This window comes from Aquimarina sp. KJ22-3, assembly GCF_055808215.1.
The window spans coordinates 903,325-921,173 of sequence record NZ_CM147859.1 but is presented as its reverse complement, the minus strand read 5'-3'; the positions used below and the strand labels follow the sequence as shown (position 1 = coordinate 921,173).

Annotated in this window: 14 protein-coding genes and 1 tRNA gene; 7 read left to right on the top strand and 8 right to left on the bottom strand. The window is 35.6% G+C overall.

Translation table 11 applies throughout. The features are described 5' to 3' along the window. The first annotated feature begins 93 nt into the window (after positions 1 to 93). A complete protein-coding gene (locus AC0L3Q_RS03850; RefSeq protein WP_473285290.1) occupies positions 94 to 933 on the top strand; it encodes a universal stress protein in 840 nt (279 codons plus the stop codon). A gap of 85 nt (positions 934 to 1,018) precedes the next feature. Here AC0L3Q_RS03850 and AC0L3Q_RS03845 read toward each other — a convergent pair whose 3' ends face one another. Beyond that, positions 1,019 to 1,966 (bottom strand): hypothetical protein, encoded by a 948-nt coding sequence (locus AC0L3Q_RS03845; RefSeq protein ID WP_473285288.1) that lies wholly within the window; start codon positions 1,964 to 1,966, stop codon positions 1,019 to 1,021. A gap of 196 nt (positions 1,967 to 2,162) precedes the next feature. On the opposite strand from AC0L3Q_RS03845, the gene AC0L3Q_RS03840 reads away from it, so the two are divergent. Then, positions 2,163 to 3,152, top strand: coding sequence for a hypothetical protein (locus AC0L3Q_RS03840; RefSeq protein ID WP_473285286.1), 990 nt, complete (start codon positions 2,163 to 2,165; stop codon positions 3,150 to 3,152). A gap of 223 nt (positions 3,153 to 3,375) precedes the next feature. Here the strand turns inward: AC0L3Q_RS03840 and AC0L3Q_RS03835 are convergent. Then, a tRNA-Gln gene (locus tag AC0L3Q_RS03835) sits at positions 3,376 to 3,448 on the bottom strand. Between the two features lie 200 nt (positions 3,449 to 3,648). Here AC0L3Q_RS03835 and AC0L3Q_RS03830 point away from each other — a divergent pair. Together AC0L3Q_RS03830 and AC0L3Q_RS03825 are read left to right on the top strand one after the other, a co-directional pair. Then, positions 3,649 to 6,957, top strand: a complete 3,309-nt coding sequence (locus AC0L3Q_RS03830; protein WP_473285284.1) for a glycosyltransferase family 117 protein — start codon at positions 3,649 to 3,651, stop codon at positions 6,955 to 6,957. 68 nt (positions 6,958 to 7,025) lie between these two features. After that, complete coding sequence (locus AC0L3Q_RS03825) at positions 7,026 to 7,682, top strand: polysaccharide deacetylase family protein (protein WP_473285282.1); 657 nt, start codon at positions 7,026 to 7,028, stop codon at positions 7,680 to 7,682. Here AC0L3Q_RS03825 and AC0L3Q_RS03820 read toward each other — a convergent pair. Further along, positions 7,679 to 7,981 carry a thioredoxin family protein gene (locus tag AC0L3Q_RS03820; RefSeq protein ID WP_342039425.1) on the bottom strand — a complete coding sequence of 101 codons (303 nt, stop codon included), beginning with the start codon at positions 7,979 to 7,981 and terminating at the stop codon, positions 7,679 to 7,681. The two genes, AC0L3Q_RS03825 and AC0L3Q_RS03820, sit on opposite strands and share 4 nt — an antisense overlap. 70 nt (positions 7,982 to 8,051) lie before the next feature. Continuing rightward, complete coding sequence (locus AC0L3Q_RS03815) at positions 8,052 to 9,290, bottom strand: metallophosphoesterase (protein WP_473285280.1); 1,239 nt, start codon at positions 9,288 to 9,290, stop codon at positions 8,052 to 8,054. 398 nt (positions 9,291 to 9,688) lie between these two features. Between AC0L3Q_RS03815 and polA the strand changes: the two genes are divergently transcribed. Continuing rightward, positions 9,689 to 12,517, top strand: coding sequence for a DNA polymerase I (gene polA / locus AC0L3Q_RS03810; protein ID WP_473287047.1), 2,829 nt, complete (start codon positions 9,689 to 9,691; stop codon positions 12,515 to 12,517). A 57-nt stretch (positions 12,518 to 12,574) separates the two neighbouring features. Here polA and AC0L3Q_RS03805 read toward each other — a convergent pair whose 3' ends face one another. The 4 genes from AC0L3Q_RS03805 to AC0L3Q_RS03790 all read right to left on the bottom strand — a co-directional run bounded on the left by AC0L3Q_RS03805 (position 12,575) and on the right by AC0L3Q_RS03790 (position 15,781). Then, the gene (locus AC0L3Q_RS03805; RefSeq protein WP_473285278.1) at positions 12,575 to 13,657 is read right to left on the bottom strand and encodes a KAP family P-loop NTPase fold protein; all 1,083 of its coding nucleotides are present in this window, start codon (positions 13,655 to 13,657) and stop codon (positions 12,575 to 12,577) included. Between the two features lie 14 nt (positions 13,658 to 13,671). Next, positions 13,672 to 14,004 (bottom strand): P-loop NTPase fold protein, encoded by a 333-nt coding sequence (locus tag AC0L3Q_RS03800; RefSeq protein ID WP_473285276.1) that lies wholly within the window; start codon positions 14,002 to 14,004, stop codon positions 13,672 to 13,674. 190 nt (positions 14,005 to 14,194) lie between these two features. Continuing rightward, on the bottom strand, positions 14,195 to 14,659 hold the full coding sequence (locus AC0L3Q_RS03795; RefSeq protein ID WP_473285274.1) for a hypothetical protein: 465 nt from the start codon (positions 14,657 to 14,659) through the stop codon (positions 14,195 to 14,197). Between the two features lie 330 nt (positions 14,660 to 14,989). Next, positions 14,990 to 15,781: a hypothetical protein gene (locus AC0L3Q_RS03790; RefSeq protein ID WP_473285272.1), complete on the bottom strand. Its 792-nt coding sequence runs from the start codon at positions 15,779 to 15,781 to the stop codon at positions 14,990 to 14,992. Between the two features lie 181 nt (positions 15,782 to 15,962). On the opposite strand from AC0L3Q_RS03790, the gene AC0L3Q_RS03785 reads away from it, so the two are divergent. Continuing rightward, positions 15,963 to 16,784, top strand: coding sequence for a TerC family protein (locus AC0L3Q_RS03785; protein ID WP_473285270.1), 822 nt, complete (start codon positions 15,963 to 15,965; stop codon positions 16,782 to 16,784). Positions 16,785 to 17,134: 350 nt separating this feature from the next. Continuing rightward, positions 17,135 to 17,839 (top strand): hypothetical protein, encoded by a 705-nt coding sequence (locus tag AC0L3Q_RS03780; RefSeq protein ID WP_473285268.1) that lies wholly within the window; start codon positions 17,135 to 17,137, stop codon positions 17,837 to 17,839. The last annotated feature ends 10 nt before the right edge of the window (positions 17,840 to 17,849 follow it).

Genomic DNA, 17,849 nt, shown 5'->3' with positions numbered 1-17,849 from the left:
CCTATCTACCCCACAAAAGGAGTATCAAAAGAATGGTTCATCATTTCTGATGTTTAGAAAGTAACAATAACACATTTCAAAAAACGCTGTATTATGATTAAAAATATACTTGTACCCACGGATTTTTCGAGCCAAGCGGAGAGCGCGCTCAAAGTAGCTGCTCAAATTGCAAAAAAGAACAACGCTTCTATTTACCTACTACATATACTGGAGCTCCCAATGCATCTAACAGACCTTATGTCTACAGGTGCACCGGCCGCTGCTCCTGAGGCAGTTTTTTTCATGAAACAGGCACATAGCAAGTTTGAAGAGCTAATGGAAAAAGAGTACCTAAAAGACATAGAAGTAATCGAAACGGTAAGTTTTGAAGATATCCATACTGGCATTAATGAAGCTAGCGAGAAAAATAATGTAGACATCATCGTTATGGGATCTCACGGATCTACCGGCTTTGAAGAATTGTTTATCGGTTCTAATGCCGAAAAAGTAGTTAGAACTTCAAAAAAACCTGTTTTGGTCATCAAAGAAGAGTGTCAATTATTTGAAATTAATGATTTTGTATACGCCACAAACTTTGACGACGAGGATAGAGATTGCTTGGTTGCGGCCAACGATTTTGCAAAATCCATAGCTGCTAATTTACATTTGGTATGGGTAAATACTGCCAACGGTTTTAAAACCACCTACGAAACCGAAGAGAAAATGAATAAAATGATCGCTGGTCTTGGGATCGAAAATTACACGCTCAATATATACAATGATATCACCGTAGAAAAAGGGATATTCAATTTTGCTGGCTCTGTTAATGCAGGTATGATTGGTATTAGCACGCATGGCCGAAAAGGACTATCTCACTTTATTAATGGTAGTCTAGGTGAAGATGTAGTGAATCATGCCAAAAGACCTGTCATTACCTTTAAAATTCTACCGTAAAACATATCATTTTTCAACAGAAAACGAAAGGGACTATCTAATTAAGATAGTTCTTTTTATTCTTAGATAATTTAAGCTCCTTGATTTAAAGTGAGAAAGGCAAAATAAGAGGGTTTTTTAACCAGTTGAAGTAATCATTCAGAAGCACAGAAGTGTTACTCCTACCTTTTTCCCATTCATATACAAAATGATCCCTGCCAACATGCTCAATGCTTTCGGCTACATTGCCATTTTCGTCATAAGCAAAAGTATATCTAAATAAAGGTAACGCCTTAATTTCTACAAGTTGATTTGCCGAGTTATAAGTATATTTCACTTTAACATCTTTGGCCATATTTGAAGTGTTTCCTGATTTTTGAGACCTTACTTTTTTAATAATAACATCCTCCAGCCTGTTATTATTCCAGTTAAAGGTGTACTCGTATTTTAGGTATACATTCTCAGGGCCAACTATAGGAACTATCATTGTTGCGCTAATTACTCTTTTCCCATCATATTTTATCTCAAATCGCTGCTCACTATTTTTATCTTGAAAGCCAATCCATCTCCCTTCTAAAAACTGCATTTTTATATCGTAGTTCTTAAAGTTCTTTCTAAAGCCAATACTAGACGGTAGTCCTTCTTCGAATAAGATCTTTTTCATGGACGATTTGAGCTCTCCATTTTTTTTGACAAAATGAGAAGTAACCTTATTCTTAGTATTGTCATAGACATAACGAAGAACTGCTGATCCTGATGTATAAGTCTCTAAATACTCCCCTTCATAATCATAAGAATACGTATGCATTGTCCTCCCACTCGAATACAGTTTCTTTTTTTGCTTTAATCGCCAATTCTTGTTGTTAGTGTTAATCGTATTAAAAGCTATACCAAATTCGATTTGTCCATAATTTAAATTCAAACATAGACACATCAAAATAAGTAGCGTGATACTATTTCTTTTGTTCTGCATTTCAGATTTGTAAGTAACTATTACTTTGTCATTTGGAATACTCAAATATAAGTGAATTTCTAATTGAAGGAATATTTTCATTCCACCTTTGACATCAACTTATCGTAGCACACTTTTGTTGTCAACCAGGACTCCCTTCAGCTGACGTTCAGCGTAAATCTCTCTTTCAACTAAGCTTGTTAAGCTATCGTAAAGGTTATATTACCAAGCAATTTTAACAGGTAATTTTTCGTAATTTTTAATACTCTAAAAGTTTAATTCTTAAAACCTTATCTCAATGAAAAAGTCATTTTTTATTACCTGGAACATTCTTGCAATCCTTTTCCTTTTCGCAAGCTGTAACAAAGACTTAGAAAACGAAATTAACCCCAACGAAACTATCTCTATTATTAGCAAGACTTCTAGTTTAACCTGGCAATCCAACGCACCTTCAGGAATAACTAACTCTGGCAGGAATTTATACGGCGTTAATATTGCAGGAAGAGATCCTTTAGCTGTTTTTACTAATAATGAAGTTAATGCTGGAGTTAATGGAGATCCAATATCCTTATCTTTTAATTACGACATTACCCAAAATGTAACTACACCAACAGGCTTCCCTATTTCTGAACTCATTGCATTTAATTTGCATACGCCTGGTAGTGGAGCCGGAGGATATCCAAACAATGTCCCTAGCATATTCGTAAACATTCAAAAAACCTCTACTAATGTTGTAGAAATAACGTGTCAGCTGGTCGCAGCCAATAATTACAGTAATACTGTGCGAATTGAGAGAACTATTCCTGATTCTGGCACTATACAAATCACTCCATCAGACATAACTCTAAACGGAAGCTCTATTGCTCCATCTCCTATACACATTCCCTTGACTAGCTTAAAAGTAACATTAACACAAGATGCTGGCGTTAGCAATATAGATTTGAGAGGTTTCGGATCTAACGACTTAGGAAACTATAATTGTAATGGCACCAATGAAGTCTGTGCCGTTTATGAGAGTGTAGGTTACAACTTTACCGACTTGGTAGAGCGAAATAGATTTAGGGCAGAATGGGATGACACTGCTATTTCTTCTTCTACGGTTACCATTCAATTAAAAAAAGGATCGAGAGTGTATGATTCTGTTACGAACACACCTAATGACGGAGTATTTGATGAATTTGGTCTTAATTTCCCAAGAGTATCTTCAAACTCAAGTGGTTTTTATGTACAAGTCTTCGGAGGTGGTGTCACCTTAACTTCAAGAACTTTTACTGTTGAAAACGATTAAGAATAGATATTGTCAGTATGATGCTTTACTCCTGCTGCAGGAGTAGAACGTCTTTTTGTTGTTACAAAAAAAGAAGGAATTAGATTAAATCTAATGCCTTCAAATTTTAGTTGGTCTACTAGGGCTCACCTCAATTCGTTCCTCATTCGGCATAAACTTCTCGCAGTATATTTTTAGCATAAAATAAAAAAAGAACTACTTGATCAAGTAGTTCTTTTTGTTGTTGGTCTACTAGGGCTCGAACCTAGACTCTTCTGAACCAAAATCAGACGTGTTGCCAGTTACACCATAGACCAATACCGTGATTGCGGGTGCAAATTTAATACATTCTTTTTCCTCTGCAAATATTTTTATCAAAAAAATTAAAGTAATGTCACTTTTTATTTCCATCCACGTCTTTAAAAATATAAACTTCTGTTAAGCGTTTACTAAAAAAAACAAGGGGAAAGTATTTTTATTACTAAATTCGCCACACGTTACATAACCATACAATCATATGAACAAATTCAACTTTAAAAAGTGGAATAAAATAGTGGGATGGGCCATTTTTGCCATTGCTCTATGCGTCTATTCGCTAACTGTAGAGCCAACCGCTAGTTTTTGGGATGCAGGAGAATACATTGCGACCTCTTCAAAATTACAAGTTGGGCACCCGCCAGGAGCACCTTTATTTCAGATGATTGGAGCTTTTGCAAGTATTTTTGCTTCTGATGTAACGCAAATCGCCCTAATGGTAAACCTTACCTCTGCTTTTGCAAGTGCCTTTACCATTTTATTTATGTTTTGGTCAATTACTATCCTTGTTAAAAAGATTATTGTAAAAGACGAAGAATTCACCAAAAGCAAGGCCATTGCTGTATTAGGTAGTGGTATTGTAGGATCTCTAGCATTTACATTTACTGATAGTTTTTGGTTTAATGCTGTTGAGGCCGAGGTATATGCCATGGCCACCTGTATATTAGCTGTTCTTTTTTACCTCGGATTATTATGGGAACGAGATATGCACCAACCTCGAGGCGACAAATGGTTGATTCTTATCTCTTTTATCGTTGGATTATCCTTTGGAGTGCACTTTATGGGACTTTTATCTATTCCAGCCATAGGTTTGTTGTACTATTTCAAAAACTACAAAGAAATTACGATCAAAAACTTTGTGATTGCCAATATAGTGGTAGTTGCTATTCTTTTATTCATATTTAAATTATTACTTCCTTCGACACTAAAATTCTTTGGTGCAGCAGAAGTATTCTTTGTAAACTCAATTGGTTTACCCTTTAACTCTGGAACAATTATAGCTGGACTAGTTATTATTGCAGCATTCTACTACGGCATTCGATATACCCGTAAAAAAGCATATACACAATTAAATACCTTATTACTGTGTGTAGTATTTATTTTGGTTGGATTCTCAAGTTGGATCATGCTACCTATTCGTGCCAATGCAGGAACGGTAATCAACGAAAACAACCCTAATAATGCCAGAGAGCTTCTGGCATACTATAATCTGGAACAATATCCCGAAACGCATCTCTTTTACGGACCACAGTTTTCTGAAATCTATGCGCAACTGGACGAAGATAATCCATACGAAGACGACAAACCAAAGTATGAGAAAGACCTAAAGTCAGGAAAATATATTATCGTAAACGACTGGAAAAATGCCAAGCAAAATCTTGATGACGCCCATAAGTCCATCCTACCGCGAATGTGGAGTACCGAGCATATTGCAAATTATATGGACTTTACCGGACCCTTACGATTTACGATAAAACCCGAATATCAAGACGAAGATGAATTATTAAATCATGTTACTAAATTCAGAAGGGATTATGCCCAGGGGAAATTAGACAACGAAGACTATAATAAGTTTTTACAATCGTTTGGTAACTATATTGATGTAGAAAAACCAGGCTTTTGGGATAATGTATATTATATGTTTGATTACCAAATGGGATATATGTACTGGCGATATTTTATGTGGAATTTTGTTGGAAGGCAAGATGACAATCAAGGTAATCTTACCAATTTGGAAGGAAACTGGCTTAGTGGTATCAAATTTATAGACGAGATGCACCTGGGATCACAGGACAACCTACCAACAGATGCGTTAAAAAACAAAGCCCGTAACACCTATTATTTCTTACCACTACTTTTGGGACTTATAGGATTTGTATTTATGGCGCAACGTGACAAAAAGTATTTCTGGGTATTGCTGATTTTCTTCCTCTTTACAGGATTAGCATTAAAAGTATACCTCAACGAAAGACCTTTTGAACCTAGAGAAAGAGATTATGCCCTTGTTGGATCTTTTTACGTATTTGCGATTTGGATTGGATTTGGAGTATACGCCTTATTTGATCTTTTGAAAAAATATATCACTCCAAAAATTGTAGCTCCAGTAATTACAGCAGTTTGTTTACTTGCTGTTCCTGTAGTTTTGGCATCCCAAAACTGGGATGATCACGATCGTTCTAATCGATACACCGCGCAAGCAATGGCCAAGATGTATTTACAATCTTGCCAGGAAGACGCTATTCTATTTACCATTGGAGATAATGACACTTTTGCCTTGTGGTACGCACAAGATATCGAAGGATATCGTACCGACGTACGAACAGTAAACACTAGCTTATTTGCCACAGACTGGTATATTGATCAGATGAAAAAAGCAGCATATGATAGTAAACCAATCCCTTCTCAATTAGAACATGATTTTTATGCATGGGGAAACAATGATGCCATCTACTACAAACCAGTGACTAATGACACCATGCTTATTAAAAATTGGATGCGTTGGATTGAGACTGATGACCCAAGAACTAAGGGAGATTTACAAAGTGGTAAAAAGGTAAACACTTTCCCTACCAAACATATTAGAATCCCTGTAGACAAAGAAGCTGTGTTGCGTAGCGGTATTGTTGCTCAAAAAGATGCCGATCTTATCGTTCCATATATCGATATTCATTTAAAAGGTGATCTGCTGTTCAAAAACAGATTGTTAATGCTTGACATCATCGCTAATAACAATTGGGAACGTCCTATATATTTTACCGGCGGAAGCTATGGGGACGATGACTTCTTATGGATGAAGGATTATCTTCAGTTGGATGGGGTTACCTTTAAATTGGTACCAATACGCACTAAGGTGGATCGTCGAAACCCATTTGACATGGGTAGAATCGACACTGATCTGATGTATAAAAATGTAATGAGCTGGGATTGGGGGAATAGCAATGACCCTAATATTTATCACGATCCAGAAACCAGAAAAAATGCAATCACGTATAGAAGTAATTTAGCCAGGTTGGTAGAAGCTTTGATTACCGAAGGTAAAAAAGACAAAGCAAAAGAAGTGATGGATCTGGCTATGGATAAAATGCCTATCGAATACTACGAGTATTACACATTACTTGAGGCATATATAACTGGATATTACGAGGTAGGAGAAAAAGAAAAAGCTCGTGAACTTTGGCATAAAGTTGCCAAAAAATACCAGGAACAACTCACTTATTTTGGTAGTTTGACGCTGAAAGAACAATACCAATATGCAGAGGATATTGTCACTAGTGTAGAACGCTACCGCAGTGTGGTAGATTTACTGCTAATTAACCAAGATCGTGAGTTAATCGAAGAAAAGGCTGAAGAATTTAATAACTATTTAAGGTTGTTTACCAGACTATACTCTTCAGATGAAGAATATGATGATCCTGATGAACTACTTAGAAAGCAAGAAGAGGATCTGAGAAAAGAACTTCCAAATCAAGATAGCACAACGATAGATTCGTTGGAGGCTACACAAGAATAACAACATAATGACAGGCTCTCTACGGAGAGCCTTTTTTATTTAGTATGTACCAGAGATTTGAGTAGAATATGTCTTTAACCCCCATCCCTTATAAAACTCCACGAATACTTAAAAAACTATTCCCCTCCTATACCTGGGATTTAAAACATAAAGATAAACACACGCTTTATCTCACTTTTGACGACGGACCCATTCCAGAAGTTACCGAATTTGTTTTGTCCTGTTTAAAAGAGTACCATGCTAAAGCAACATTTTTCTGTATTGGTGATAATGTAAAAAAACATCCCAACATAGCTCGCCAAATCATTTCTGAAGGTCATGTTATTGGCAATCATACCATGAATCACCTAAAAGCATGGAAAACCAATACCAAAGAATATCTCTCAAACACACATGACTGCAAGAACATTATAGAAAAAACCCTGAATCAGTCTATCTCTAAGCAATTATTCAGACCACCATATGGACAGATTAGCCCCATCAAATACAAAGCCTTACAGAAATTGGGATATCAGATTGTAATGTGGGATGTTTTATCCAAAGACTGGGAACAAAAAATAGCTCCTGAAATTTGCTTACAAAACATCATTAAGCATACAGAGGAAGGAAGTATCCTAGTATTTCATGATAGTATAAAAGCTTCAAAAAACTTATATGAAGTATTACCGAAGGTACTCGATCATTTTTCAGAAAAAGGATATTCTTTTAAAAGTATCCAGCCTTAGACGTACTCTTTCATCAGGCCGATTAAAGTGTTTGCATCCTGCTCACCACTTTGTCTCCAAACCATTTCACCTCCTTTATAAATCATCAAGGTAGGTAGTCCTTTAATTCGCAAAGCAGTTGCAAGCTCTTCGTTTTTATCAACATCGATTTTGATTACTTTCCCTTTATCCCCCATTGCTGCAGCTACATCCTTAAGCACAGGGTGCATGGCAATAGAAGGTTCATTCCATTCGGTATAGAAATCCAATAGAACCGGAACATCAATATCAATTATTTCTCCAAACTTTGACATGTTCAATACTTTTATTTGCTATGGCATGGTAAATAACCACTCGCTAAACTATCGTAAATATACTATTTTCTCAGAATTAAGCGGTTTCTTTACCTTTTCTTAATTCTATGATAGTAATCTCTGGCCAAATCCCTACTCTTCCTGGGAATGCATGGAAACCAAAACCTCTGTTTACATTCAAATAACGTCCTGTTTCATTATACATCCCAGCCCATTGCTTATACACATACTGCACCGGACTCCATCTCATAAAACCAGGGATTTCAATCCCAAACTGAAAACCATGAGTATGCCCACTTAAGGTTAAGTGATAATGATCATCGTGTTTTTTGACCTCATGCTCCCAATGTGAAGGATCATGACTCAACAACACCTTAAAATCATCCTTAGACACCTTTTCTGATGCCTTGGTCAAATCTCCAGCTTTTTTAAAATTATGCCCCCAGTTCTCAACACCAATTACCGCTATTCGTTCCCCATCTTTTTCGATAAAGGCACTATCATTAAGTAACAGATTAAAATCGATTTTAGTATGTATATCTTTTATCGCCTGAAAATTAGCAGCTTTTTCAGCCTCACTATCCCAGGTCACATATTCTCCATAATCATGATTTCCCAAAACAGAATACTTTCCATATTTAGGATTCTTGATTCTTTTAAAAGTATCGATCCAATCATCCATCTCTTTGGCCATAGTATTCACAATATCCCCTGTAAAGAGCAAAACATCAGATTCTTGTTCATTAATTAAGTCTACCGCGTATTCTATTTTGGCCGGATCATCAAAGCTCCCCGAGTGAATATCTGAAATTTGCGCAATTCGAAAGCCATCAAAGGCTGAAGGCAAATCGTCAAAATGCAATACATGACGTATTACTTTAAAATTGTACTTTCCCTTAAAAATCCCATGAAGCAGCCCCGCAAAAGGGATTGCAGCAGCACCCAACGCGATTTGACTTATAAATTTTCTTCTATCCGGCATGTATTGAGCTACATTACCATCAAAAAAAGTATTGGTAAGGTAATTATAACCCGCCACGCACACTCTTATGATATCCTCCCCGAACATAAAAAGCACCAATATCATTTTTGGGACCAATGTTAGCAACAACAAGCCACTTGCTCTCAAGGAATATTTAGTAGGACCAACACTACGGTCATAGTTTGCAAAAGTATATATCACATAGGCCAAAATTCCTAAAGAAATGACCACATAGATAATTTGAACAATTTGATTTTTCGAAAGTGTCTTAACTGCCTGAAAAGCATAAGTTTCGACCAAAAGAAATATCGTAATAAGGATTAACCAGCGCATATATTATTCTAAATTCATTAACAAGACAAAACTATCTCTCCTTTTTCATATGTCGTCATTTTTAAGTAAAAATTAACGCAATACAATTTTATTATCGTTTATACGTTATAAATTATGTAAATTCATGAGATAAATCTTAATAAATTGTTTCGGAAGTAAAATATTTATTTGTAAATTCGAACAATATTTCCTTTTGGGGCATAAAAATTTAAAAATCTTAAACATATAGTAAAAAAACTACTATCGTATTTATAGCAGTTGATACATTGTTATCAATTTTATTTTGGGGCGAAATGCCGTCAGCTCTTGACGGCATTTCTTATTTATATTTATTACCTATTTCGTCTCGTTTTGATTAATCTTCTTTTTATATTGCGTAACTAAAATTTCAACTCGTTATCATGTCACAAAAACGTCTTTTCCTGCTCGATGCCTATGCCCTTATCTTTAGAGGATACTATGCTCTTATCAAAAATCCAAGAGTGAACTCCAAGGGTCAGGACACATCGGCCATTATGGGATTTGTGAATTCGTTGTTTGATGTGATCAAAAGAGAAAGACCGGATCATCTGGCTGTTGCTTTTGATAAAGAAGGAAGTAGAGATCGTTTAGAAATATTCCCGGAGTACAAGGCAAATCGGGATGAAACCCCTGAGGCAATTAAAATTGCCGTTCCTTATATCCAAAACATCCTAAAAGCGATGCATATTCCAATTATTGAGCAAGCGGGAGTTGAAGCGGATGATTTGATTGGAACCATTGCCAAGCAAGCCGAAAAAGAAGGTTATCAAACCTATATGGTGACCCCCGATAAAGATTATGCACAATTGGTATCTGAAAATATCTTTATGTATCGTCCGGCTCGAATGGGTAATGGTATTGAAATATGGGGTATCCCAGAGGTGCAGAAGAAATTTGAAGTAGAACGCCCAGAACAGGTGATTGACTATCTAGGAATGATGGGTGATGCTGTAGATAATATCCCAGGTTTACCGGGTGTGGGTGACAAAACAGCCAAAAAGTTTATCGCTGCCTATGGTTCTATGGAAGGTTTATTGGCTAATACCCATGAACTAAAAGGAAAAATGAAAGAAAAAGTAGAAGCCAACGCAGAACTAGGCCTACTTTCTAAAAAATTAGCCACGATTATTATTGATTGCGACGTAACATTCAATGCTGATGACTACGAACTTTCGGAACCAGACAGTTCAAAAGTCCATGAGATCTTTGAAGAGTTAGAATTCCGAAGACTGAAAGATCAGTTTACAAAGATATTTTCAGGAGAAGCAACTGCAACTACCCAAGGCACTTCAACTCCAGCTACAAAAAAATCAAGCAAACAAGCCGGAGCTGGACAATTTTCATTATTTGGAGAAACTGAAGATAGCTCAGAAGCTACTTCGTCGTCTAGCCGTAAAACTATTACCAACACAGAACATTTCTATCAAAGTATTGCTCCTGGGATGGCAATGAAATTATTTTTAAAAAATCTGCTACAACAAGAGCATGTATGTTTTGATACCGAAACCACTGGTTTGGATCCCTTAGTCGCAGAACTGGTAGGAATTGCTTTTTCTTGGGAAGCAACCAAAGGATTCTACATCCCTTTCCCAGAAGATCGTGACGAAGCACAAGTACTAATTGAAGAGTTACGACCATTTTTTGAAGCCGAGCATATTTCAAAAATTGGACAGAACTTAAAATATGACATCAAAGTACTGGCAAAGTACAATATCGAGGTAAAAGGAAAGTTATTCGACACCATGTTGGCGCATTATCTAATCAATCCAGATATGCGACACAATATGGACGTACTTTCTGAAACGTACCTCAACTACACTCCGGTTTCTATAACCGAGTTGATTGGAAAGAAAGGAAAAAATCAGCTTTCCTTTAGACAGGTTCCTGTAGATCAACAAACCGAATATGCTGTTGAAGATGCTGACATCACTTTTCAATTAAAAGAACACTTCGCTCCAGAATTAAGCGAAGCCAAGACTGTTTCTTTGTTTGAAGATATTGAGATTCCTTTACTACGCGTGTTGGCTGATATGGAAATCGAAGGAATCAATCTGGATAAGAAATTCCTGGAATCCCTTTCTAACGAGTTAGACAACGACATCAAAGCTTTGGAAAGTAAAATTTATACAGCTGCTGGTGAAGAGTTTAATATTGCTTCTCCCAAACAGCTAGGGGTGATTCTTTTTGAAAAAATGAAGTTGGTAGATAAACCAAAGAAGACCAAAACAGGGCAATACTCTACTGCAGAAGATGTTTTATCCTATTTAGCCAAGGATCACGAGATCATCCAAAGTGTGTTAGATTATAGAGGGCTTACCAAACTAAAAAGCACTTATGTTGACGCCTTACCTAATCAGGTTAATGAAACTACAGGTCGAGTTCATACTGACTACATGCAAACCGTTGCTGCCACTGGGCGATTAAGTTCTAACAATCCTAACTTGCAAAACATACCTATTCGAACAGAGAGAGGTCGACAAGTACGAAAAGCATTTGTTCCCAGAAATGATGACTACACCTTACTTGCTGCCGATTACTCTCAGATAGAATTGCGAATTATTGCCGCGTTGAGTGAAGAAGAAACGATGATTGAAGCTTTCCGAAATGGAGAAGATATCCACGCCTCTACCGCTGCTCGAGTATTTAACGTACCGATTAGCGAAGTGAGCAGAGAGCAACGTAGCAACGCCAAAACAGTAAATTTCGGGATCATCTATGGGGTTTCAGCTTTTGGGCTGAGTAATCAAACCAGTCTTTCTCGTGGTGAAGCCAAAGAATTGATTGATACGTATTACAAAACCTACCCTAAACTTCGCAATTACATGAGCGAGCAAGTTGATTTTGCTCGAGAAAATGGATATGTACAAACGGTATTGGGTAGACGTCGCTATTTGAAAGATATCAATTCTGCCAATGCAGTTGTGCGTGGAGCAGCAGAACGAAACGCTGTAAATGCGCCTATACAAGGTAGTGCTGCTGATATCATTAAAATTGCGATGATCAACATTCATAAAAAGTTGAAAGAAGGCAATTACAAAACCAAAATGCTATTACAAGTACATGATGAATTGGTTTTTGATGTATTCAAACCAGAGTTAGAAGACATCAAATCACTGATCAAAACCGAAATGGAAAGCGCTTATCAACTTGCAGTACCCTTGGATGTAGATTTGGGATTGGGTAATGACTGGCTGGAAGCGCATTAAAGAAATTTTAATACTGAATTTTTAATTTGCAACAAGGAAAGATCACTTAATAAATCGTCACTGATGATTTTTTTGCGTTGCTAAGAAAGAATCGAAAAAAAGGTAATCAATGGTTTCGGATTTAGTTATTAGAAATCTAATACTTCCTATTTCTAAAGGAAAGTTTTCCATAGCCTCTAATTGACTAGGCGCTAAACAAATGAAAAAATTCCCCATAAATTCATTACGTCTAGATTCACTATTTATTTTCTCTGTTATTTTATTTAGTGGTAATTGAACATAGTTGTTATCAAAATAGTTTTTGACAGATGTTTCCATTGAAGAGTTTTTTAAGTCACTTTTTCTAATATATTCTAAGTATTTACCTCTTTTCACATTCATATTCAATATTTCACTTGACTTTTCAGGATAAAATTCCTCCAACACAATGAAATAAATAACCAAAATTGTTTCAAAAAAACTACTCTTATCATTCTCTATCTTAAAAATGTTTGGCAGCTCTTCCAAGTAACGTCCACTTTCTTTTGAGGTTTTAATATGCCTTAAGAGATGATACTTATTCAGCACTTTCTTAATTCTTCTTGGGTTAAGAAATTTTATTTCAGTAAAAAAGTCCGCAATTAACTTATCCCAATTATCTTCAATTTCTTGCTGTTTTGGCTTAGAACTTGGAAAATAATTTCTAACTAATTTTAAAACTTCATTTTCTTTAGGCATTGAAAAAGAAATATCAAAAATCTTTTCTAAGTACTCATTTGACTTCACCACTTCACCATACTTAGTTTTAACGGCCTCTTCAACTGCTTTTTTATCTATACCACAAAAGAAAATCGTTTTTTTACCATAAGTAAAAAAGAGTTTTAAGGCTGACAATAAGTTCAAAACATTTTCAGGTTCGCAACGATCTAAGTCATCAATAAAAATTATATTGTAATCTGGTTGATCATCTCCTTTTGTCGTAAGGTCTTCCCATCTTACAAATTCTGTTTTAAACTCTTCCTTTAATTCTATAAATGTTTTTTCTCTTTTATTCTCATAACTCTCAACAAGTTCTTTTGCTTTAATGCTAATTCCTGATTCTGGGCTCAGAAAGGGCAATGGAACAGTAACTTTAATAGATTTCGTAAGCCCTTTTAACAATCTACCTCCAATATCTAATATTTCCCTAGCAAATTCCTCAGAAATTGATTCGCTTTTTTTGTCAAAAACTCTAGGAGGGATAAAGAAAGATTGGAATCACTTTCAAACTCCCAAGCTTCAAAGAAAAAAGGGTTGAAAGTATTTTTCAATTCTTTTTTAAGATACTTCATCAAAGTACTTTTCCCACTACCCCATTCACCGTATAATACAAACATTTTAATTTCAGCAAATTCGTCCATATTAGACTCTAAAAGAGTCCGGATAAGATTTCCTTTATCAATAATATTTAAATAATCTTTTTCAGTAGTAAGATCTTCAATAGGTAGGTTTGGTAAGAGTTTTGACATTAAAAAGAGTTTGTTCTTAAAATTAAAGAAAAACCTATGTTTAATGAGGGTTCAAATCCAAGATTTTGTATTAAAGTTATTAACCTTAAAATCATATCGATACTCTAAAATAAAAATCAAAAGACCGTCTTAACAAAATTAAGACGGTCTTGATCTATATCAATAGTATCTCAGGATAGTATTCGCCCCACTATTGTCTCTGATATACCAATTCTACTTTTTTAGTTAAATCTCCATCAAAAAGGGTCCATTCATCTGAAACCAGTAATTTATCCCCATCTACCTGAAAAGTTTGGCTGCTCCCATCTTCATAAATTATCACCAAAGTGGTATCAGATAATTGGTAAGAACCATTTTCAGTTTCACCCCCACAGGTAGTTCTCAACTCAGATGCAGTATCCAAATACCCAAATTCGCTAGTGAAATTGTATCCACCTGTAAGACTTTCTAATACAATACGAGAGTTACCATAACAATCGGTTTGTAGCAGTTCGTTTCTGTTGGCAACATTGTCTCCGTTAACGTCGATCGGGTTATCTGTATTTACTTCGACTAACTGATAAGTAACCGCTGCAAAACCACCAGAATCATCGTCATTAGAACATGATGCTAATAGCGCCCCTAAACACATAATGTAAAAAAATAAGTTTTTCATAGTTTATAAAATTGATTTGTTTGTTTACCCCCGAACATTACCAACTACCATGCCAACACACCTAAGAAACCGGCATTTTGAATTTTGTTATAAGCTACAATGGGAATATTTCTTATAAGCAATCACCATGGGCATAGATGCTAATAACTTTAATTGTAAAAACCTTTAAATCCAGAAACTAAACACACCTTAAACAGATTGCAAAAGCCCTATCTATTTTTTTAGACAGGGCTTGTATATTGAATTTAGATCTGGCTCTAAACAATAACTAAGAAAGCTTACTAAACCAAAAAACTTCGTTATAAAAATCAAAAATAGGATTTTACCTCCCTATTTCGCATACAAAACATACTCATCGGCATAGTCATGAAACTCCAATAGTCTACCATTAGTTTCAGGCCTTACTGTTATACGTGGCTCAATATTTAAAGCAATGGTGCTTTCAGCAACTTGAATGTAAGGGTATCCTTCTTCAGATGGTAATGTTTCACTATACACCAAAGAACACTGACCCCCATCATTAACAGTAGATGAACCAAAAAGACGAATAACATCATAATTAACGGTAAAAGTTCTATCCCCAAAAGTCTCGGTAGAAACCGCTGTAAAATCTCTACGAATAACAAGAGATGTCCTCTCGGTTCTATCATGAGGTCCGTAACTATTAAACTGTTCATCATAGCCCACAAACTGCCATTCTCCCAGAAATATTTTCGTATTCACACTCAAATAAACTTCTGCAGGGATTGCAGATAATTCATTACTTAAATATCGCACATCACTAAATCGATCATTAACCGAATTACCAAAATCCCAATTACTCAATACATTATCTTCTGTATATATATCTACAAAATAAGGCACTTCTCTTTCAAGCCCTTGAGTAATTTCTATTACACCAGCATTGTCAAATCTCCCGACAAATACAGGATTTGCTTCATTAACAAAATCCTCTTGTGTACGATATAACTTGATGTTAATATCTGTAAAACTATAGTTACCCGCCACATCCAAAGGGATTTCAGGAATCTGAATCCACAATCTGGGATCTTCATTAAGGGCATCAGAATCGCACCCATATACCAAGGCCGCAAGCAAAAATAATCCAATAATTTTTCTCATACTTTTATCAATTTTGGGCGAAATTAACAAAAATTTAAGATTTTCCAAAAATAGGAAGTTTGTACTTCTTCGATAAAACAAAACACCTAAACCAAAATCAAACAAATAATTAAATGCATCTTAACCAGATACAATTTTTATATTTATAATTGCGTGAGCAAAATAACCAATACATACTTTTATGGAACAACTTTTCACACTTGATAGCCTTTTTACACTTTTGATGCTTGTATTATTGCAGGCGGTTCTCGGTTTTGATAATTTATTGTACATCTCTTTAGAATCAAAAAAGGCACCTGCAGAAAAACAAAGCTTTGTTCGAAGAATAGGTGTAGGATTAGCCATTGTACTTCGTATTGTATTACTTTTTGCTTTAATGTCTTTGATCCAATACTTCCAGAATCCTTTTGCCAGTTTGCGGGATAATGGCATTTTTGAGTTCGAGCTTAATGTTCATGGACTTATTGTACTTGGTGGTGGTATTTTTATCATCTACACAGCGGTTAAAGAGATTTGGCATATGATGTTACTGAATGAACATGAAGTTGCACAAAAAGATGTACGTAAAGGTTCTATCAATACGGTAATCTTTTGGATTGTAATCATGAATTTGGTTTTTTCATTCGATTCTATCCTAAGTGCTATGGCGTTAACCAGCCATATGGAATATGTACCCCAATTGATACTAATGTCGATTGCCATCATATTAGGAGGTATCCTAATGATCGTATTGGCTGATAAAGTTTCGAATTTCCTTCAGAAAAACAGAATGTATGAAGTACTAGGGCTTTTTATTCTTTTGATTGTAGGAATCATGCTATTGTCCGAAGGTGGCCACCTGGCGCATCTATATTTGTTTGGCAATCCTATTACACCAATGAGTAAAACAACCTTCTACTTTGTAATTGTTGTCCTTGTACTAATCGATATTGTACAAGGGAGATATCAGAAAAAGCTACTAGCGCAAAAAGATGCTGGATCCAAAATAGAAGACCCAAAATAAAGAAGCTTATTGTTTCACGAACACACACTCTTTAAAAAATAGCAACTGGAAGTTCTTATCGGTTGCTATTTTTTTGTTCTTACTAACATGGTTTAAACGAGTAACTGAAAGTTGAAAACAACTGAGTACCTCAAATTAGGAGTAATAATACTTCTTTTTTCAAGCTCAATGTAACACTCAAATTTGTTTCATGTTGCTGTTATTTTTTCTATCCAGATTTACTCTCATCTTTATCCCTTTTTTTCCCTTTCAATCCTATTTTTTCCTCTTTACAAATCTTTATAGCTATTAAAACCTCTGGTAGTCTGTTATTTGAAGCCATCAAAAACAAACATTTTAAAAACAAAAAAATGAAAAATTTATTTTTTAGAATAGCACTACTATTCGTATTGGGGCTAGTATTAGTAAACTGTGAAGATGGTGAGATCGGTCCTCCAGGGGCAGATGGTATCGACGGTATTGATGGGCAAAATGGCATTGATGGCCAGGACGGCCAGAATGGTCAAGATGGCGAAGACGGTGAAAACGGCGTAGGCTTTGATGAGCTCGCAAGATTTGGAAGCCTTACACTTACTATAGAAGGAATCCTACCTAATGACACCCCTTTTACAGACACTGAAGTTTTCAAATTTATTGACCCTGAAGAAATCCCTGTCGCAAATTCGGTAATACCTCTAGCGACTGGTTTACGTTTTAACACAAAACGATTCTTAAGCACAACAGATGAATTTGCACAAAAGTCTTCTGTGAGAATCATAATGGATGTTATAGATCCCGATGCAACGATTCCAAACTTCGAGAATTTTCAGATCAAAGTAGATGATATTGCCATCTTTTTTGACGATGCTACTTTTTTGGGGATCGTGTTTGACAGCAATGAATCTGAAATATTCAACCTAAACATTTCTGACTTTAATTTTAATTCTGAAACCAATCATTTGATTTTCTCATTCTCATTCACTGTCAACGAAGAGGACAATTTTACTAACAATCCTCTTGTAGTTTCTGGAACTGCAGATGTATTTGTTTTGGAAGAAATAAGACCTATTAGATAAAATAATTATT